General features: G+C 47.8%; 16 protein-coding genes. 12 read left to right on the top strand and 4 right to left on the bottom strand.

Annotated elements, in window-relative coordinates; all coding sequences use genetic code 11:
* Positions 1-458 precede the first annotated feature (458 nt).
* The 4 genes from glnK (at position 459) to radA (ending at position 5,327) form a co-directional block, all read left to right on the top strand.
* Positions 459-797, top strand: coding sequence for a P-II family nitrogen regulator (gene glnK, locus E0D71_RS07280; RefSeq protein ID WP_133002648.1), 339 nt, complete (start codon positions 459-461; stop codon positions 795-797).
* A gap of 39 nt (positions 798-836) precedes the next feature.
* A complete protein-coding gene (locus E0D71_RS07275; protein WP_133002647.1) occupies positions 837-2,102 on the top strand; it encodes an ammonium transporter in 1,266 nt (421 codons plus the stop codon).
* 216 nt (positions 2,103-2,318) lie between these two features.
* Positions 2,319-3,857, top strand: coding sequence for a bifunctional GNAT family N-acetyltransferase/carbon-nitrogen hydrolase family protein (locus E0D71_RS07270; RefSeq protein ID WP_133002646.1), 1,539 nt, complete (start codon positions 2,319-2,321; stop codon positions 3,855-3,857).
* Positions 3,858-3,938: 81 nt separating this feature from the next.
* Complete coding sequence (radA, locus tag E0D71_RS07265; RefSeq protein WP_133002645.1) at positions 3,939-5,327, top strand: DNA repair protein RadA; 1,389 nt, start codon at positions 3,939-3,941, stop codon at positions 5,325-5,327.
* On the opposite strand, the gene E0D71_RS07260 is transcribed toward radA, so the two are convergent.
* Both E0D71_RS07260 and E0D71_RS07255 read right to left on the bottom strand, forming a co-directional pair.
* The gene (locus E0D71_RS07260; protein WP_133002644.1) at positions 5,324-5,659 is read right to left on the bottom strand and encodes a DUF1289 domain-containing protein; all 336 of its coding nucleotides are present in this window, start codon (positions 5,657-5,659) and stop codon (positions 5,324-5,326) included. The two genes, radA and E0D71_RS07260, sit on opposite strands and share 4 nt — an antisense overlap.
* Before the next feature lie 49 nt (positions 5,660-5,708).
* A complete protein-coding gene (locus tag E0D71_RS07255) occupies positions 5,709-6,323 on the bottom strand; it encodes an alpha/beta hydrolase (protein ID WP_243711963.1) in 615 nt (204 codons plus the stop codon).
* A 266-nt stretch (positions 6,324-6,589) separates the two neighbouring features.
* On the opposite strand from E0D71_RS07255, the gene E0D71_RS07250 reads away from it, so the two are divergent.
* Entirely contained in the window at positions 6,590-7,669 is a 1,080-nt protein-coding gene (locus E0D71_RS07250) for a GGDEF domain-containing protein (RefSeq protein ID WP_133002642.1), read from the top strand.
* 36 nt (positions 7,670-7,705) lie between these two features.
* On the opposite strand, the gene E0D71_RS07245 is transcribed toward E0D71_RS07250, so the two are convergent.
* Positions 7,706-9,196: a CoA-acylating methylmalonate-semialdehyde dehydrogenase gene (locus tag E0D71_RS07245; protein ID WP_133002641.1), complete on the bottom strand. Its 1,491-nt coding sequence runs from the start codon at positions 9,194-9,196 to the stop codon at positions 7,706-7,708.
* A 184-nt stretch (positions 9,197-9,380) separates the two neighbouring features.
* Here E0D71_RS07245 and E0D71_RS07240 point away from each other — a divergent pair, with 184 nt between their 5' ends.
* From E0D71_RS07240 to E0D71_RS07225, 4 genes are all read left to right on the top strand, one after another.
* Positions 9,381-10,286 (top strand): LysR family transcriptional regulator, encoded by a 906-nt coding sequence (locus E0D71_RS07240; protein WP_133002640.1) that lies wholly within the window; start codon positions 9,381-9,383, stop codon positions 10,284-10,286.
* 228 nt (positions 10,287-10,514) lie between these two features.
* Positions 10,515-11,627: an efflux RND transporter periplasmic adaptor subunit gene (locus E0D71_RS07235; RefSeq protein WP_133002639.1), complete on the top strand. Its 1,113-nt coding sequence runs from the start codon at positions 10,515-10,517 to the stop codon at positions 11,625-11,627.
* A complete protein-coding gene (locus E0D71_RS07230; protein ID WP_133002638.1) occupies positions 11,628-14,705 on the top strand; it encodes an efflux RND transporter permease subunit in 3,078 nt (1,025 codons plus the stop codon).
* A 67-nt stretch (positions 14,706-14,772) separates the two neighbouring features.
* A complete protein-coding gene (locus E0D71_RS07225) occupies positions 14,773-15,756 on the top strand; it encodes a LysR family transcriptional regulator (protein ID WP_133002637.1) in 984 nt (327 codons plus the stop codon).
* A 22-nt stretch (positions 15,757-15,778) separates the two neighbouring features.
* Here the strand turns inward: E0D71_RS07225 and E0D71_RS07220 are convergent, their stop codons facing one another.
* Positions 15,779-16,000, bottom strand: a complete 222-nt coding sequence (locus E0D71_RS07220; protein WP_133002636.1) for a DUF1653 domain-containing protein — start codon at positions 15,998-16,000, stop codon at positions 15,779-15,781.
* Positions 16,001-16,173: 173 nt separating this feature from the next.
* Between E0D71_RS07220 and E0D71_RS07215 the strand changes: the two genes are divergently transcribed.
* The 3 genes from E0D71_RS07215 (at position 16,174) to astD (ending at position 19,879) form a co-directional block, all read left to right on the top strand.
* The gene (locus E0D71_RS07215; protein ID WP_133002635.1) at positions 16,174-17,187 is read left to right on the top strand and encodes an arginine N-succinyltransferase; all 1,014 of its coding nucleotides are present in this window, start codon (positions 16,174-16,176) and stop codon (positions 17,185-17,187) included.
* A gap of 67 nt (positions 17,188-17,254) precedes the next feature.
* The gene (astA, locus tag E0D71_RS07210; protein ID WP_133002634.1) at positions 17,255-18,289 is read left to right on the top strand and encodes an arginine N-succinyltransferase; all 1,035 of its coding nucleotides are present in this window, start codon (positions 17,255-17,257) and stop codon (positions 18,287-18,289) included.
* A gap of 117 nt (positions 18,290-18,406) precedes the next feature.
* Entirely contained in the window at positions 18,407-19,879 is a 1,473-nt protein-coding gene (gene astD / locus E0D71_RS07205) for a succinylglutamate-semialdehyde dehydrogenase (RefSeq protein WP_133002633.1), read from the top strand.
* The last annotated feature ends 7 nt before the right edge of the window (positions 19,880-19,886 follow it).

Below are 19,886 nucleotides of genomic sequence, written 5' to 3'. Positions count from 1 at the left end.
TATAGAAGCCTGCACTATGTCTGTCTTGGGTAATCCATGCAATGTTGCGATTAAATATCGCCACTAGACTGGCTCATTTGGTCGTTATGCTTGGTTTTCGTGCAGTAAAAACCAAGAATCGCTCTTTTCTCCCCATGATATAGCGCGCGTCACCGCAAGTGACGGGCTTCCTATCAGAGACTTTTCAGTGCAAGAGCAAACAGATAAGCCAAAATTCCCCACGACAACATGCCAACGCGAAAATAAATCGCACCAAATAAATGCAAAATAACAGCGCACCACCCCAACTAGATGCACCAAAAAAGATCGAAGGTGAATCTTTTTGCTTCCTTATTTTCAACACTTTACTGGCAAAGCCCTTATAACATAGGCACATCGGCGTTATGGCACGCATATTGAATAAGCTTTGATACCTGCGATACAGACAATAAGACAGACTTTTAAAGGAGACTGTGGGTATGAAGCTTATAACTGCCATCATCAAGCCATTTAAACTCGATGATGTTCGAGAAGCGCTTTCTGAAATCGGTGTACAAGGTATTACCGTAACAGAAGTGAAAGGGTTCGGACGTCAAAAAGGTCACACAGAACTTTACCGCGGTGCAGAATACGTTGTGGATTTTCTGCCTAAAGTAAAAATTGAACTTGCCATAGCTGACGACATGACCGACCAAGTGGTCGAAGCCATTTCGGGAGCCGCCAATACCGGCAAAATCGGCGACGGTAAAATCTTTATCGTTAACCTTGAACAAGCGGTTCGTATTCGTACCGGTGAAACTGGCGAAGACGCGGTTTAACACACGTTCGAATCTTATTAGCCTTTAGGGGGGCGAAACATGCAAGATCAAATTTTTCAATTACAATACGCAATGGATACCTTTTACTTCTTGGTGTGCGGCGCATTAGTTATGTGGATGGCAGCTGGGTTTGCCATGCTAGAAGCGGGTCTAGTCCGCTCTAAAAATACAACAGAAATTCTGACTAAGAACGTCGCATTGTTTGCGATTGCCTGCATCATGTACTTTGTTTGTGGTTACTCCATCATGTATGGCGGCACTTGGTTCCTAACGGGTATTCAAGATGTTGATACTGCGGCTACTCTAGCAGATTTCGCTGCTCGCGAAGGCGGTTTTGAAGGCGGTTCTATCTACTCAACAGCCTCTGACTTCTTCTTCCAAGTGGTGTTCGTTGCAACCGCTATGTCGATCGTATCTGGCGCCGTTGCTGAGCGTATGAAACTTTGGTCATTCCTTGTGTTTGCAGTCGTGATGACAGGCTTCATCTACCCAATGGAAGGTTCTTGGACCTGGGGCGGCAACGCTGTCTTCGGTATGTACAGCCTTGGCGACATTGGTTTCTCTGACTTTGCAGGTTCCGGTATTGTTCACTTGGCCGGCGCAGCTGCTGCACTTGCTGGTGTATTAGTACTAGGCGCTCGTAAAGGTAAATACGGTCCTAACGGTGAAGTACGCGCCATCCCTGGTGCTAACTTACCATTGGCGACACTTGGTACCTTCATCCTTTGGTTAGGTTGGTTCGGTTTCAACGGTGGTTCGGTTCTTAAACTTGGCGATATCGCCAGCGCAAACTCTGTCGCTATGGTGTTCTTGAATACCAACGCTGCGGCGGCTGGTGGTGCGGTTGCTGCCTTGCTACTTGGTCGTATCCTATTCGGTAAAGCCGATTTGACCATGCTACTAAACGGCGCATTGGCAGGCCTTGTCGCTATCACAGCGGAACCTTCTACGCCATCTGCATTGGGTGCAACCCTAATTGGTGCGGTGGGTGGTCTGATCGTTGTGGTTTCTATCCTGACCCTAGACAAACTGAAAATCGATGATCCAGTGGGTGCGATTTCCGTTCACGGTGTGGTTGGTATTTGGGGTCTATTAGCGGTTCCTCTAACTAACGATGGCGCTTCTTTCTTCGGCCAAATCGCCGGCGCGCTTACCATCTTTGTTTGGGTATTCTTTGCCAGCCTAATCGTATGGTTGATCATCAAAGCCATCATGGGTGTACGTGTTAGCGAAGAAGAAGAATACGAAGGTGTTGACCTTTCTGAATGTGGTATGGAAGCGTACCCTGAATTCAACAAAAGCTAAGCATTCTGGTAGCGCGCTATCTCGCACGACGCAGACGCGCTACTCAGACTCTTTGTTAAGCACATTTTCTTGCTAAAATAAAACCTCGCCACACGGCGGGGTTTTCTTTTTTCTGGTAAGCTATTTCTCACTTTCAAACACTTTCAAACACTTTCAAATCGGCCGCATTTCCCCGTCCTCAAATACGACGCTCTGCAGCACTAATAAGGAGTTACCATGTCTGAAGATATGCACTTAAAGATCCGTAATTTAACCAAAAGCGATTACGATCAAGTCAAAGAGCTGATGGATGGCGTCTACGATGACATTGGCGGTGCATGGCCTAAGTTTACTATCGACAAATTGATCACCGACTTTCCAGAAGGTCAGATTTGCCTAGAAGACCACGAAAAAATCGTCGGCATTGCCCTCTCGGTACAAGTGAGCTATCAGCGTTTCAGTAACCCCCATACTTACGATGATTTGATCGGCCAAAAAGAAACCATTCTTAATGACCGCAATGGCGACGCCATGTACGGTCTGGATGTCTTGATTCACCCTGAGTACCGTGGCTATCGCCTTGGTCGACGCTTATACGAAGCCCGTAAAGAACTGTGTCGCCAACATAACTTACGCGCTATTTTGGCAGGCGGACGCATCCCTAGTTACCACGAGCATTCAGACGAATTGTCACCAGCGGAATACCTAGAAGCCGTTCGTGAGCGCAAAATATACGACCCTATTTTATCGTTTCAATTGTCCAATGATTTCCAAGTCACCCGCCTACTAAAAAGCTACCTACCTGAAGACGAAAAATCAGAAGGTTATGCCACTTTACTAGAATGGAAAAACATCTTTTTCGAGCCGGAAACCACGGTAATTGAATCGCGCAAAACCCAAGTCCGTATCGGTGCGATCCAGTGGCAAATGCGTGAAGTGGAAAGTGTCGATGAGCTGCTCAAACAAGTGGAATACTTTGTTGATGCGGTGTCCGATTACAAAAGTGACTTTGCCATTTTGCCGGAATTCTTCAACGCGCCTCTCATGGGATTAAGTCCAGACCAAAGCAATCAGACAGAAGCCATTCGCTTTTTAGCCAGCTTCACCGAACGCTTTAAAACCGAAATGTCGCAAATGGCCGTCAGTTACAACATCAACATCATCACCGGCTCAATGCCGATTATGGAAGACGAAACAGCGTATAACATAAGCTTTTTATGTCGTCGTGATGGCACCGTTGAAGAACAGAAGAAAATCCACATCACCCCACACGAACGCCGTGACTGGGTTATCCAAGGGGGCAATGAATTACGCGTCTTTGATACCGATGCAGGCCGCGTTGGGATCTTGATTTGCTACGATGTGGAATTCCCTGAGCTAGGCCGTTTACTCGCCACTCAAGACATGGATATGCTGTTTGTGCCCTTCTGGACAGACACCAAAAATGGCTATCTGCGAGTGCGTAATTGCGCCCAAGCACGCGCCATCGAAAACGAATGCTATGTGGTTATCTGTGGTAGCTGTGGTAACTTGCCGCAAGTGGAGAATCTAGACATTCAATACGCGCAAAGCGCGGTATTTTCGCCTTCCGATTTCTCCTACCCTCACGATGCGATTATGGCTGAGACAACGCCAAATACAGAAATGATCATGTTCTCAGACTTGGATTTGGATAAGCTAAAACAAACCCGTAGTGAAGGTTCTGTGAATAACCTAAAAGACCGTCGCACCGATTTGTACTCAGTGAATTGGACCAGCGAAATCATCACTAAATAACCCTTTATGGTATTCTCACTTTCTACTTGAACACATCAAAGCCCGCTCATTAGGCGGGCTTTACGAATAGATAAGACTCCTATGGCTAAAGCAAAAACAGCGTTTGTATGCAATGAATGTGGCTCCGACTACGCCAAATGGCAAGGTCAATGCCAAGCCTGTGGTGCGTGGAACTCACTGTCTGAAATCCGCCTAACCTCAAGCAAAACGTCGGCCCGCGTTGCCGCAAACCAAGACCCACGTTATCAAGGGTACGCTGGCGCAGTGACGGGGATTCAAGACCTGTCTGACGTCGACCTTGGGGATGTGCCACGCTTTAGTTCCGGCACCAACGAGTTTGACCGCGTGTTAGGCGGCGGCTTAGTACCCGGCGGCGTGGTCCTGATTGGCGGCCATCCAGGTGCTGGGAAAAGTACCCTGTTATTACAAACCATGTGTTGGCTTGCTCAACAGCAAGACGCGCTTTATGTCACGGGTGAAGAGTCGCTACAGCAAGTGGCCATGCGTGCTCAACGATTGGGGCTGCCGACAAAAAACTTAAAAATGCTGTCGGAAACCAATGTTGAAAGCATTCTCACCATTGCGCAACAAGTCAAACCAAAGGTCATGGTAATCGACTCGATTCAGGTCATGCACTTAGATGGCATTGAATCGGCCCCCGGCAGCGTCTCTCAAGTCAGAGAAAGCGCCGCGGTGTTAACGCGTTTTGCTAAGCAAACTCAAACCGCCGTTTTGCTGGTTGGTCACGTCACCAAAGACGGTTCGCTGGCAGGGCCTAAAGTTCTCGAACACATGGTGGATTGCTCGGTATTGCTCGAAGGCTCTGAAGACTCGCGCTTTCGTACCTTACGCGGCATGAAAAACCGCTTTGGCGCGATCAATGAACTGGGCGTGTTTGCCATGCTGGAAAACGGCCTAAGAGAAGTCAAAAACCCCAGTTCTATTTTCTTAAACCGAAGCAATCATCCTGCTGCTGGCAGTTTGGTTATGGTGGTTTGGGAAGGCACTCGCCCCTTATTGGTGGAGCTGCAAGCGCTGGTAGACGACTCCGCACTTGGCAACCCAAGACGCGTCACCGTTGGCTTTGATCACAATCGACTCGCCATGTTGCTGGCGGTGTTGCACAAACACGGCGGTTTATTAACGTCCGACCAAGATGTGTATTTAAACGTAGTAGGCGGTGTGAAAGTACTGGAAACCAGTGCCGATTTAGCCGCCATTGCCGCGGTGGTTTCAAGCTTTCGGGACCAAGTCTTACCACACAATTTGGTGGTGCTCGGTGAAGTGGGGTTATCTGGGGAAATTCGTCCGGTGCCGTCTGGGCAAGAACGCATTAGTGAAGCCGCAAAACATGGCTTTACCAAGGCCGTCGTGCCAAAAGCCAATTGTCCGAAAAAGCCGATCGCGGGAATGGAAGTGATTGGCGTAGAACGTTTATCAGAAGCACTGGACGCTATTTTTGATCGCTAATACTCATTAGCGTCAGGGTAAAAAGGCTCACTGGTTAACTCAAACGTCTCGTCGTCTAACACTGTGTTGGGCACGAAATCGCCGCCTTCTTCCATGCCGTAAGGAAGCGCTTTGGAAGAAGCGAGTGTTAACCTATCTTGGCGGGCTTTTAATAATCGCTGACGGCGCTGCTTACACAACTCCAATACCTGATGTCGGCTTTCGTTCGACAAGGTATGCCAATGGAAGCGCTCTTCGCGACTGCGCAAGCAACCTTTGCAGAAACCTTTAACGCTGTTTTCACATACGCCGCGACAAGGGTTTTCAATGGTGAACAGTTCAATTTGCTCCATATCCCCTCCTCCGCCAAGGCGTCATTAACATAGCCAGTTTTAAAGCATTTTATTCCGTCACTAACTGATAATCATACATTTCTTCGGGTGATAAAAAATACACTCGACTCGCTGGCGCCGCTTGAATAGAGAACCAATAGAAACGCTCAGGAACGCCCATTTCAAGATAAAAGTTCACATAGGTGGCATGCACTGGGTTCATTTTATTGAGCTTATTCGCCACCGTTCCTACGTTATCCGACCAAGCGTGCACGCCAACACCCGCGCCTGCGCCTATGCTTCTCTTCACCCCCCCTAAGAATAGATCAACGCCGCCAGACAATACATAACCAGTGGCCGCAATATGTGTGTTCAAACCAAGGCGTCGGATTAACCGTGCTCCTTCCATCGTGGCTTGCTGATCATCAGTTCCGGGCACATCCACCAGTACAATATCGGTCACATTGGGGTGCTGACGAATCATTTTGGTTAGCTTACTCGGCAAGTCGGCTTCTAAAATGCCCGATAAATACGCCGTGTTATTTTTCACATAAATGGTCAGCTTATTCTCTGCAGAAACGGGCCCAGGCTTGGTTTCTTGACCAGCACACGCGACTAAAAAAAGAGCAAGCAGTACAGGTGATAGAGTTAACCACTTGTTAATACTGAGCTTTATATGATTCATCTTACATCCCATGCATGAAATAACGCCGATTTTACAACACAAACCAAGCCAACCAATACGTCATCAGAGTGAAAAAGCCATTTCAAACAAAGCAAAATAGTACATTAAGTGTTCAAAATAATATTGAGGAACGGATTTTTATTTGGCTATTTGATGCCTGATTAACATACAATTACAAATTAAAACAAAACTTACTACCTATGCAATGAGAAATACAGCAAGGAGCTGCCGTGCTTGCTCATCCTAGTACAACGATACGGTAAACAATGAAAACATACCCAGCTTCAACCAGTTTCGCTAATAACCTAAAGCAAAAAGCCGTTATCTTTAACATTGCCTCCGTCACTGGCGCCTTAGTCCACAGCCTATTTATTGCTCTTTTTAGCTATTTAGAACAACCCTTTTTAGCTTGCTTTAATGTTCTCAGTGTTCTGCTATGGCTCTCTACTTTCTGGTCCAATAAGCACCATCATCACGGTTTGTCCGCCGCAATTATGTGTGGTGAAATTATTGTTCATGCGTTTTTAGCCACCAAGCTATTAGGCGCTGACGCAGGCTTTCAATATTACCTGTGGCCCATGGCTTTACTGATTGTGGCCGTTCCTGTGCTGCCCGTGGTTAGCTCAACCATACTTGGCATTCTCAATATGCTGGCGTTTGGCGTTTTTTCTGTCCTTTTTAAGCTGCAGTTGCCGGAACTCATTCCCCATTATCAAGCGCTTTATATTTTTAATATTACCTTTGCCAGCATCCCTTTTATTCTCATTGCGGCCATTGCGCGCTGCTTATTTGAAAATCAGTTTTTAAAAATTTCGCAACTTGCTGAACACGACGAATTAACCCAACTTTTCAACCGCCGCTTTGCACAGCGTATGCTGCAATATTATTTTTCTCGCCAAAAGTTCAATACTCATCCCTTCTGTATTGCCTTGGTCGATGTGGATAACTTCAAACAAATCAATGATGATCTCGGTCACGACGCTGGGGATGAAGCTCTCGTAAAGATTGCTCAATACCTGTCTAACAGCTTACGAGAAAGCGATATTTGCAGTCGTTGGGGAGGTGAAGAATTTCTCTTTATTCTGCCGAATACCCACATAGACATCATTCAGAAACGATTGGAAGACATGTGCGAGAAAATGCCAGAAGCCGTGCAGATTCCCAATTGGGATGCTCCGATTAGTTGCAGCATTGGGTTGGTTCAAGCCAAACAGGGTGAATCTCTAGAAGAAACCTTTAAGCGCACGGATAGCCTACTGTATCAGGCCAAAAATAATGGCCGCCACCAGGTGGTGAGCGACCATTCAAAGGACTCAGTAAAGGCAAAAAATCTATCCTATTGCTAACGATTTTTGCCCACTTCTAAAGAGACCTGGGAGTCATTAGGAAGGAAAAGCAAAGCTCTTACCTTCGCGCACACCAGCCGATGGCCAGCGCTGCGTGATTGTTTTACGTTTGGTGTAAAAACGTACCGCGTCTGGGCCATAAGCGTGTAAATCCCCAAACAAGGAACGCTTCCAGCCACCAAAACTATGGTAGGCCACAGGCACAGGTAACGGCACATTAATCCCCACCATACCAACTTCAATATGATCCGAGAAATAACGCGCCGCTTCGCCATCACGAGTAAAGATACAAGTACCATTGCCGTACTCATGGTCATTGATCAATTGCATGGCTTCTTCCATGGTATCGACACGCACGACTTGTAAAACAGGACCAAAAATTTCCTGCTGGTAGCTGTCCATCTCCTTAGTAACACCATCAATCAAGGTCGCTCCCACAAAGAAGCCACCTTCATAGCCTTCAACAACTGGGTGACGGCCATCCACAACGACAGTCGCGCCTTGCGCTTCTGCACTGTCAATAAAGCCCACTACCTTGTCTTTGTGCTCTTGAGTGATGACTGGACCAAAATCATTGCTCTTATCAGAACATTCACCAATTTTTAGCGGCGCCATTGCTTCTTTCATTTTGGCGACCAAGGTATCACCCGCTTCCTTACCTACGGCTACCGCCACAGAAAGCGCCATGCAACGCTCACCAGAAGAACCAAAGGCAGCACCCAACAGTTGGTTTACTGTGTTGTCCATGTCCGCATCTGGCATCACAATCGCGTGATTTTTCGCGCCCCCTAACGCTTGGCAACGTTTGCCATTCGCACTGGCGGTGGCATAAATGTATTCGGCGATTGGCGTGGAGCCGACAAAGCTAACCGCTTTCACGTCTTTCGACGTCAATAGGGTATCCACGGCCACTTTATCGCCGTTCACCACGTTCATTACGCCAGCAGGCAAGCCTGCTTCATGCAATAACTCTGCGATAAATAGCGCCGTGCTTGGGTCTCGTTCTGACGGTTTAAGCACAAAGGTATTGCCGCAAACAATTGCCATAGGGAACATCCACAAAGGCACCATGGCAGGGAAGTTAAATGGCGTAATACCGGCCACCACACCCAATGGTTGAAACTCACTCCAAGAATCTATGTTGGGGCCCACGTTCTTAGAAAACTCGCCTTTTAGTAACTCAGGAGCACCACACGCGTATTCTACGTTTTCGATACCACGTTGCAGTTCACCAGCGGCATCATGGCAAATCTTGCCATGCTCAGCGCCGATCATAGCCGCGATCTTATCCGCATGTTGCTCAAGCAACGCCTTATATTTAAACATCACCCGCGCCCGCTTTAATGGTGGCGTCTCACGCCAAGCAGGGTAAGCCGCTTTAGCCGCCGCAATCGCCTCTTCAACCGTGGCTTTCGAGGCGATCGCTACTTTTTTGGCAACGTCACCAGTAGCAGGATTAAAGACGTCTTGGGTACGTGACGCTTCGTGGGATGGTTGACCACCGATTAAATGTCCGATCGTTTCCATGAGCACTCCGTGAAGTTAGTTTAAAGTCGTGTTTGGGTCTCTCTATTCGTTTTGCGACACACTAGATTGACACCACTATGCCAACCAGAATAGATTAATAAAAGTCAATTTCATTAACTTTTAGTTAAGTGATTAGTTAAGTGAGTCATTAAAAAAATAAGCATCACTAAAGAAGAGCACGGCCATGAACAAGTTCCAAGGACGAGTCAGCGATACCGATTTACGTATTTTACGAATATTCAAAACCGTGGTTGAATGCGGCGGCTTCTCTGCGGCAGAAGTCGATCTTAACATTAGCCGCGCCGCCATCAGTATCGCCATGTCAGACTTAGAAGTACGCTTGGGATTTCGTTTGTGCCAGCGGGGGCGATCGGGGTTTTCATTAACCAACGAAGGCAGCCAAGTATACGAATACACCTTGCAACTGCTCTCTTCTTTGGAAGATTTTCGCACCCAGATCAATGCGCTTCATCAGCATTTAAAAGGCGAGCTCAATATCGGCATCACCGATAATCTAGTCACCTTGCCTCACACCCGAATCACCCGAGCCCTTGCCTCATTAAAAGACAAGGGCCCACAAGTCACCATTAATATCCGCATGATTCCACCAACCGATGTGGAACGTGGCGTACTCGATGGCCGTTTGCATATTGGTATCGTGCCGGACTTAAAAATACTCAGCGGTTTGGAATATCGTCCGTTATACGAAGAGCGCTCACAACTCTATTGCAGCGATTCTCACCCTTTGTTTAAGGTCGCGGATAAAAAGCTGAGTAAAGCCGCATTAAAAGACTTTGATGCCGTATTACCTGCTTACGCGCAAACACCTGACACCAAAGCCCAGCATCAACCACTGACCTCAAGCGCGACCGCCACCGACCGCGAAGGCATTTCCTTCCTTATTTTAACGGGCCGCTATATTGGCTTTTTACCCGATCATGTGGCGGATCTTTGGGTTAGGGATGGTCGTATGCGCGCCATCTTGCCCGATGAATGCCACTACATTACTCAGTTTTCTGCCATTACCCGAAAAGGCGCACGGGCAAACTTAGTGCTAGAAACCTTTTTAGAACAACTCGATAAAACCTAATCTTGCTCAGTAACCACCAGGTTTTACGGGGAATCGCCCCGTAAAACCTGGCGTTCAGCACACTGCAATTTTCTCCTCTCTTCCCAGCATAACTTTTCCATCTCAATTTAACAGCAAGATATTACTTTTTGTCATATCTTTAATATGCAATTGAAAATTTATACTTGCGCCATAGAGATATAAAATAAAGTTATCTGAAATATTTACTTGGTTTTTACGGAGCAATGAATGAAGCGCTTTAAACGTAAACAATGTGGCACACTTGCCATACTAATGTTGTCTCTTTTGTTAACCGCCTGTTCTGCTGATAATGAGGACACAAGCGCGGTAAAAGAGGTTGTTCGACCTGTTAAATTGATCACCATTGGGTCGACTGAAGCCATCAATATTCGCCGTTTTCCTGCGGAGCTAAAAGCCAGTGAAGACGCCGATCTTGCCCTGCGTGTTGGCGGCCAGCTTATGAAGCTCAATGTGGTCGACGGCCAAAGAGTGAAAAAAGGCGAATTGCTTGCTGCGCTGGACCCGACCGACTACAAGCTGCAAGTCGAATTGGCACAAGCCAATCAAGATTTAGCCAAAGCACAGTTTGATCGCATCCAAATCATGCTAAAACGCAATGCCACCAGCAAGTCGCAATTTGATGAGGCGAAAGCCACCTTAGCGCAAGCGGACAATGCATTAGAAAGTGCCAAAAACCAGCTGAAGTACACCAAGCTGTATGCGCCTTTTGACGGTGTTATTTCCTCTACCAGCACAGAAAACTTTCAATACGTCAGTGCAACACAGACCTTGATGCATATTCAGGACCTCGACAATCTTGAGGTTGAGTTTCAAGTACCAGAAAGCCTAGTGGTCAGCATTAAGTCCACACAGACGGATTATCAGCCGAATGTGGTTATTGATGTGGCACCCAATGAAGTCTTTCACGGCACCTATAAAGAACACAAAACCACCCCAGACCCATCCACTATGGCCTATGACGTAACGCTTCATCTGATTCGTAACGACGCCAACCAGCACACCTTGTTGCCAGGCATGACCGCCAATGTCGACATGGACCTGAGTAAATTATTGGGCATTACCAAGCACATCATTGTGCCAGTAGAAGCCGTGGTACAAAGCGAAAACACCCAAACAGGCAAAGCGGAAAGTACCGTATGGGTCTTTCAACCTGACACTCAAACCGTGACAAAAAGAGTGGTAACGCTCGGTACCTTGAAGGATTCGATGATTGAAATCCGCTCTGGATTATCATCCGGTGAACAAATTGTGGCCGCCGGTGTGGATGGCTTAACCACATCAATGAAAGTTCGCCCATGGACTCGTGAGCGGGGCTTATAAGTGAATATTGCAGCTTATTTTATTGAGAAAAAAGTCACCAGCTGGATGGTCACACTGATTCTATTGATCGGTGGTGCCATTGCTTTCACCAACCTTGGTCAGCTAGAAGACCCTGAGTTCACCATTAAAGATGCGCTCATCATCACCAATTACCCTGGTGCGTCTCCTGAACAAGTCGAAGAGGAAGTAACCTACCCGATTGAACAAGAGTTACAAAATCTCCCCTATGTGGACGAAATAAAGTCTTTATCAAAGGCGGGCTATTCACAGATCACGCTGACCATTAAAGACCAATATCGCGCCAAAGAGCTCAAGCAAATTTGGGACGAAGTGCGTAAAAAAGTCAACGACATGGCAGGCAGCTTTCCGACCGGCGTCGGCAGCCCAATCATCCTAGACGACTACGGTGATGTATACGGCGTCATGCTGGCGGTTCATGGCGATGGCTATCGCTATAAAGACCTGAAAAACTACGTAGACTACGTAAAACGAGAGCTGGTTCTGGTCGATGGCATCGCCAAAGTCACCGTAGCAGCGGAGCAAGATGAGCAGGTCACCATTGAGATCTCGCGCGCCAAATTAGCCAATATGGGCATAGCGCCAAGCCAACTGCAATCGCTCCTGCAAAACCAGAACAATGTGTCTAACGCGGGCAAGGTTAAGGTGGGCAGCGAATACATTCGCATCAACCCAACGGGGGAATTCAAAGACATCTCTGAATTGGAAAACCTCATCGTTGGTACGCCGATCAATGGCAAGCTTATTCGCCTAAAAGACGTGGCCACCATCAAGCGTGAATACGTGGACCCTGAAACCCACATAGTGGACTTCAATGGGGCAAAATCTCTGCTTTTGGGCATTTCCTTCTCCGCCAACGTAAACGTGGTCAAGGTTGGGGAAACACTCGAAAAACGCATTAATGAGTTGACCTATCAACAGCCGGTCGGCATCAGCATGGACCCAATTTACTTCCAATCAAAAGAAGTAGAGCGCTCGGTTTCCAACTTCTTGCTGAACCTAGCGGAAGCGGTCGGTATCGTTATTCTTGTGCTCTTGATCTTTATGGGCATTCGCTCAGGTTTGCTGATCGGTCTAATTTTGCTGCTGACCATCCTCGGCACCTTTATTGTCATGGATTACTTCAGCATCAACTTGCAGCGTATTTCCTTGGGGGGCTTGATCATCGCCCTCGGTATGTTGGTAGATAACGCCATCGTGGTTACCGAAGGCGTCTTAATCGGCCTCAAGCGAGGCATGACAAAGCTCGACGCCGCCAGCGCCGTTGTCAAACAAACAAAATGGCCATTACTCGGCGCCACTGTCATTGCCGTTACCGCCTTTGCGCCAATCGGCCTATCGCCGGATGCGGTGGGTGAATTTGTGGGGTCATTGTTTTATGTGCTGATGATTTCCCTACTTCTAAGCTGGATTACCGCCATTACCCTAACGCCTTTCTTCTGTGACTTATTCTTTAAGGAAAGCATTACCGCGGGCACAAACGACGCCGGTGAAGATCCGTATAAAGGCTTTTTGTTTGCCGGCTACAAATGGCTGCTCGACAAAGCCCTGCATTTTCGCTGGATTACTGTGGCGCTCTTGATCGTCGGTTTATTGACCGCAGGTTGGGCCTTTCAGTTTGTTAAACAATCCTTCTTTCCGCCGTCGTCTACGCCTATGTTCTATATGGACATACAAATGCCAGAAGGAACGCACATTGACGACACCTATAAAACGGTTCGCTCCATTGAAGGCAAGTTACTAAAAGACAAGCGTATTGAGTATGTTGCATCGTCCACTGGGCAAGGCATGTTGCGCTTTATGCTGACGTATACCGCTGAACAGGCTAACTCCAGCTACGCTCAGTTTATTATCCGCACTAAGAGCAAAGAAGACATTCCAGGCTTACTCAAAGATCTGTATTACCAGATGAAAGAGCAATACCCTGGACTCGAAGTGAAACTAGAACGCTTGCAGCTTGGGCCATCCAGTGGCGCTAAAGTTGAAGCTCGTATCAGTGGACCAGACCCTGTCTTGTTGCGTCAGTACAGCGCCCAGATCAAAGAAATCTATCGTCAAGATGGTGGTTTAGAAAACATCAAAGACGATTGGCGCCAACCGGTAAAAGTATTGCGCCCGCTGTTTAACGACGCCCAAGCACGACGCTTAGGGATCAGTAAAACCGATCTAGATGACGTGCTGCTCACTAACTTTAGTGGCTCACAAATCGGCTTGTACCGCGAAGGCACAGACCTTTTACCGATTGTGCAACGCGCGCCACTAAGCGAGCGCGTGTCGATTGATCAGATCCGTGATCTGCAAATTTACAGCCCAGCGTCTGGTTCCTATGTCACCTTATCGACCTTGGTGTCTGGCTTTGAAACCGTTTGGGAAAACCCAATCATCGAACGCCGTGATCGAAAACGCACCATCACAGTGATGGCTGACCCAAATATTTTGAATGACGAAACCGCCATGGCTGTTTTCGGACGCATACGTGGTGCAGTAGAAGCGATTAAATTGCCACCGGGCTACGCCTTAGAATGGGGGGGTGAATACGAAAGCAGTACCGATGCTCAAGCCAATATCTTTAAGGCCTTGCCGATGGGGTATTTGTTTATGTTTATCATCACTGTGCTGCTATTCAATTCAATACGCGTACCGCTCACCATCTGGTTCTGTGTGCCCTTGGCACTGATCGGGGTGTCTACGGGACTGTTGGCGATGAATGCCGCCTTTGGCTTTATGGCCTTACTGGGCTTCTTAAGTTTGTCCGGCATGGTGGTCAAAAACGGCATTGTTTTGGCAGATCAGATTAACGTGGAAATAGAGCAAGGCACAGAACTCTATGAAGCCATCTTTATTTCGTCAGTCAGTCGCGTTAGACCGGTTTGCATGGCCGCAATCACGACCATTTTAGGCATGATTCCATTGCTCTATGATGCGTTTTTCGAAGGCATGGCCGTGGTGATTTCGTTTGGTTTGGGCTTTGCCACAATCCTTACTTTAATCGCGGTTCCTGTGTTTTATGCGCTTTTGTTCCGTGTAAAATATCGCAAACGCTCGGATTTCGAATCATAGAGCACTGCTTTATGTGTGGTGGGCGAACTGCCTGCCACACGTCGTATTCTAATGGATTGAGAACACTATGCAGCTAAATGACGTCCTAAAGCTCGACATCAAAGTCTTGGTGGCCTTTGTCACCATCATGGAAGAAGGCAGCGTATCGCGCGCAGCAGATCGCCTTGGTGTCACACAGCCTGCCTTAAGTAAAAGTCTGCAGAAATTACGCGACTTATTTAAGGATGCTCTCTTTACCCGCCAAGCCTATGGCTTAAGCCCAACCGCTAAAGCCACCGAACTCAACAACCAGATTCAGCCTATTTTAAGCTCTTTATCTGAGTTGATGGCCCCCAGTGTCTTGGACTTAAAAAACCTCCAGCGCCGCTTTCGCATACGCGTCGACGAAGGGGATTTAGAAAGTTTTATCGACCCGTTATTGGCCTCAGTACACAAAGAAGCACCTGATTCACGCTTGTCGATCAGTGGCTGGGGGGAAGAATCCCAATTCGAAGATTTAATGTCTGGCAACGCCGACCTTGGCATCATGCGGATCAATCAAACACCGGGCAACATTCGCAGCAAGCTCATTGGCTATATGGAAGCTTGCATCGTATTAAGCGAAGCGCACCCATTGTTTCATCAAGACGACATTTCTCTTGAAGCGTTGCTAGCCCATAAAACCGTCACCCATCACTTACGTAATCATCAAGATTCGAGCTTTCAAAACACCGCTAATAAGCTCAAAAAGTTGGGCTACGACATAGAACCAGCCTTAGAAACAGACAGCCTTATGGTCACCATGCAAGCCATCAAACGTGGCATGGCTTTAGTGGCTTCTCGCTCTATTGGTGATTTGTTTTCGACTATGATGTGTGAAAAAGAAAACTTCTGTACGGTAAAAATCTTGCCTATCCCTAAAGAAGTCATTGAGGTCGATGAATACAAGGGTCGCCACCCGATTCATATTTTTTGGCATGAACGTTCACACAACGACCTAGCCCATCGCTGGTTACGTGAGAATATTATTCGTTTTATGCGAGAGTCCCCTTGGATGCACACGCCTGAATAAATAGGCGAATGCATCTTAACGATTATTCTGCGTTTTTCTCTGCTCTTAGCCATTCAAAACGCGGAATACTCTGTCCTCCTATTTCTACCTGCTCGGAAAACATACTCAGCGGGCGTGCCCACCAGCCGAATTCACCGTACAAAGCTTGGTAAATAACCAGTTTTTCTTCTGTCTCGCTGTGAGTCACTACACGCTCAACCCAATACTTCGCCCCTTTATAATGGCGATAGACTCCCATCTTCATAAACCAGCCCTTTTATTAAAAATCGACCTATTTTTACCAAAAACCAGAATACTTGGTCGCTATTTGAAAACTTAGCCTCTATTTAAGCAACTAGACTTAGGGAATAATAACCCCCTAATGTGTATTTCCAGTGATAGACCACATGTCACTCATCGATATTACAAGGTTTGTTTATGTATCTCGTACGCCCCGTAGATTTTGGTGACCTTCCTGCTTTAGAGCGCTTAGCTCAGGAAGCGGGTATCGGCATGACAAATTTTCCTGCGAACCGTGAGAGACTGAATGACAAAATAGCCTCGTCACGCCGCTCTCTACAAACCGATGTGGTGCAACCCGGTGATGAATCCTACTTATTTGTCTTAGTGGATACCAGCACAAACAGTATAGTCGGAACCTGCGGTTTAGAAGCCATGGTCGGTATCGACACGCCTTTTTACAGTTATCGTATTGATGAGGTCGTTCACGCGTCCCCTCAATTACAAATCCATAACCGTATTTCTGCTTTATTTCTTTGCCACGACTACAGCGGCACCAGCCGACTAATGTCTCTCGTGGTCGACAAAGCCCATCAAAATGCCACGGCGCTCGCTCTGTTGTCTCGTGCCAGACTGCTCTTTATCGCTCGCCATCCTGAGCGCTTTACCAAGCGTCTGTTCGTGGAACTAAGAGGCGAAAGCGATCGTCATGGTTATTCGCCTTTTTGGGACGCTCTGGGTAAACACTTTTTTACCATGGATTTCAAAAAAGCAGACTACTTGTCAGGCGTCAGTAACAAGCACTTCATTGCCGACTTGATGCCACGCTACCCAATTTACGTTCCTACCTTGCCAGAAGCGGCGCAAGAAGTGATTGGTGTGCTCCATGAAGACTCTGAAAAAAGCACCGACATCTTGCTTGAAGAAGGCTTCGAGTTCCGTGGTTACGTGGATATTTTTGACGCTGGGCCAACGCTTGAAGCGCGCTCAGAAAACTTAACCACAGTGAGCCAACAGCGTATTGGCAAAGCCTTGATTCAACCGGACACGCTAACCGGTAAAACGCACCTTATTTCGGCCGGTCATTTAGAAGATTTTCGAGTGACGGCCGCCACGGCTGAGCCGCAAGTTGCGGGATTAGCCATCGGGAAAAACACACAAGAACGTCTGCAGATAACGTCTGGAAGCCGAATTCAGTGGGTTCTACTTTAACGACATGCTCGCATGTCATGCAGTAATGCCTTAAGTGGTATGAATATATTTTAAGAGGATTTTTATCATGATGGTCATCCGCCCAATTCGCCAAGAGGATCATGCATCCCTCTATCGGCTTGCAGAAAAAACCGGGGTTGGCTTTACCTCTTTAGTGGCCGACGAAGCTATTTTACAACACAAAATAGACTCGGCAACGCGCTCTTTTGCTAAAGAAACCGTCGAAAAACCTGGCCTTGAAGATTACCTAATGGTGTTGGAAGACACGGATACAGGGGATATCGTAGGCACGACCGGTTTGCTAGCAGCCGTGGGCTTAGATGAACCCTTCTACAGTTACCACGTGGGTACCATCACACATTCTTCTCGTGAGCTTGGCGTGCACAACATAATGCCGACCCTAGTACTAAACAATGACTACACCGGCTGCAGTGAAGTCTGCACCTTGTTTTTAGAAGAAGGCTACCGACACTCTAAAAACGGACAACTTTTGTCTAAGTCGCGCTTTATGTTTTTGGCACAATTCCCTGAGCGTTTTACCGACAAAATTTTCGCAGAAATGCGTGGCGTCAGCGATGAAAACGGCGTGTCACCTTTCTGGGAAAGCCTAGGTCGTCACTTTTTCTCCATCGACTTTGATCGTGCCGACGAGCTAACCAGCCTTGGCAGTAAGCAGTTTATTGCTGAATTGATGCCGAACAACCCTGTGTACGTCAACTTGCTCAGCCAAGAAGCCCGCGACGTGCTGGGTCAAGTTCATAAAAACACGGTTCCAGCGCGTCGTTTGCTCGAGCAAGAAGGCTTCCGCTATGAAAATTACGTCGATATTTTCGACGGCGGACCGACCATTGAAGCCCGCGTACAAGACATTCGGGCGGTTCGCGACAGTCGTCTCTGTCTTGCCAGTATTGGCGAACCAAAAGGCGCAGGAGAAGGCGTTCATTATTTGGTTTCAAATGCCAAGGTGAAAGATTTCCGCTGCATCATGATTCAACGCTCAACCCCACCTGGCAGCGCTATGACGCTGACTCAGGAAGAAGCTGAGCATCTTGCGGTTTCTAATAAAGAACCCGTGCGCGTTGTCGAATTGTCGCCTCACTAAAACGCAGAATGGCGCGACAAACCGCTTAACAAAAGACAATGCAAAAGCGACCACAAACACACTAGGCCATCGGACCATGATGGCAAAGACACAGTCTACTCAATAAGAGGAGCACACATGAAACAAGCTCATTACATCAATGGACAATGGATTCAAGGCGAAGGCCCGCTGTCTCGCTCTATCGACCCTGCCGATGCTAGCCTAGTTTGGGAAGCCAACAGCGCCAGCAAAAGCCAAGTGGATCAAGCCATTACTGCGGCACGCAACGCTTTTCCTGCTTGGGCAAATCGCCCTCGAGCAGAACGCATTGCCATCATTGAAGCCTTTGCCGCGCTGGTAAAAGAAAACAGCGAAGCCATTGCCACCGTGATCAGCCGCGAAACTGGCAAACCTATTTGGGAAACTCGCACCGAAGCCGCCGCCATGGTCGGTAAAGTAGCCATCTCTCAAAAAGCCTACGACGAGCGCACTGGTGAAAAAAGCTCATCAATGCCAGGCGCAACAGCTCGTTTACGCCATCGCCCACACGGCGTTGTGGCGGTGTTTGGGCCTTACAACTTCCCAGGTCATTTGCCAAACGGCCACATAGTACCTGCGCTTATCGCGGGCAATACCCTGGTCTTTAAACCAAGCGAACAAGCCCCTGCCACGTCGGATTTAATCATTCAATTGTGGGAAAAAGCCGGTCTTCCTGCTGGTGTGGTCAATATGGTTCAAGGTGAACGCGCCACTGGCGTGGCGCTGGCCAATCATCAAGGTATCGATGGCCTATTCTTCACTGGTAGTCCACAAGTCGGCCATATACTGCACAAAGATTTTGCCGGCCATCCGGGTAAAATTCTTGCGTTAGAAATGGGGGGTAACAACCCGTTATTGGTCTCAGAAAACATCGCAGATCAACGCGCGGCTGTGCATGAAATCATCCAATCTGCGTTTATTTCAGCCGGACAACGTTGCACCTGTGCACGTCGTTTATTGTTACCAAAAGGCCACGTCGGCGATGCGATTCTAGAAAAGCTTATCGTTGCGACCAAAGCCCTACGCATTGATCGTTTTGACGCAGAAGAGGCTCCATTCATGGGACCAATCGTCTCCGCTCAAGCGGCCGATGGCTTGCTGCAAGCTTACAACAAACTTGTTGGACTCGGCGCCAAACCGCTGCTTGAAATGACTCGCGGCGACGCTAACACAGGCTTTGTCACACCCGGCATTGTCGATGCCACTGACATGCTAGATGCTTTGCCAGACCAAGAGTACTTTGGCCCACTGCTGACCGTTGTGCGCTACGACTCATTAGACCAAGCCATGCAAGTGGCCAACAATACCAGCTTCGGTTTATCGGCAGGTATCTTGTCTGATGAGAAAAGCGAGTATGAGTGGTTCTTACAACACAGTCGTGCCGGCATCATTAACTGGAATCGCCAAACAACCGGCGCCTCTAGTGCGGCACCTTTTGGTGGTACTGGCGCCAGCGGCAACCACAGAGCGAGCGCTTACTACGCCGCAGACTACTGTGCTTACCCTGTTGCGAGCATCGAAGCGGACAGTCTTTCTATGCCAGAAAATTTAACACCTGGTTTGACGCTCTAACACTAGC

The sequence above is a fragment of the Marinomonas sp. KMM3893 genome (assembly GCF_004352855.1).
Taxonomy (GTDB): domain Bacteria; phylum Pseudomonadota; class Gammaproteobacteria; order Pseudomonadales; family Marinomonadaceae; genus Marinomonas; species Marinomonas arenicola.
Note: the sequence above shows the minus strand (reverse complement) of the source record. Positions and strands in the feature narration are given on the sequence as shown.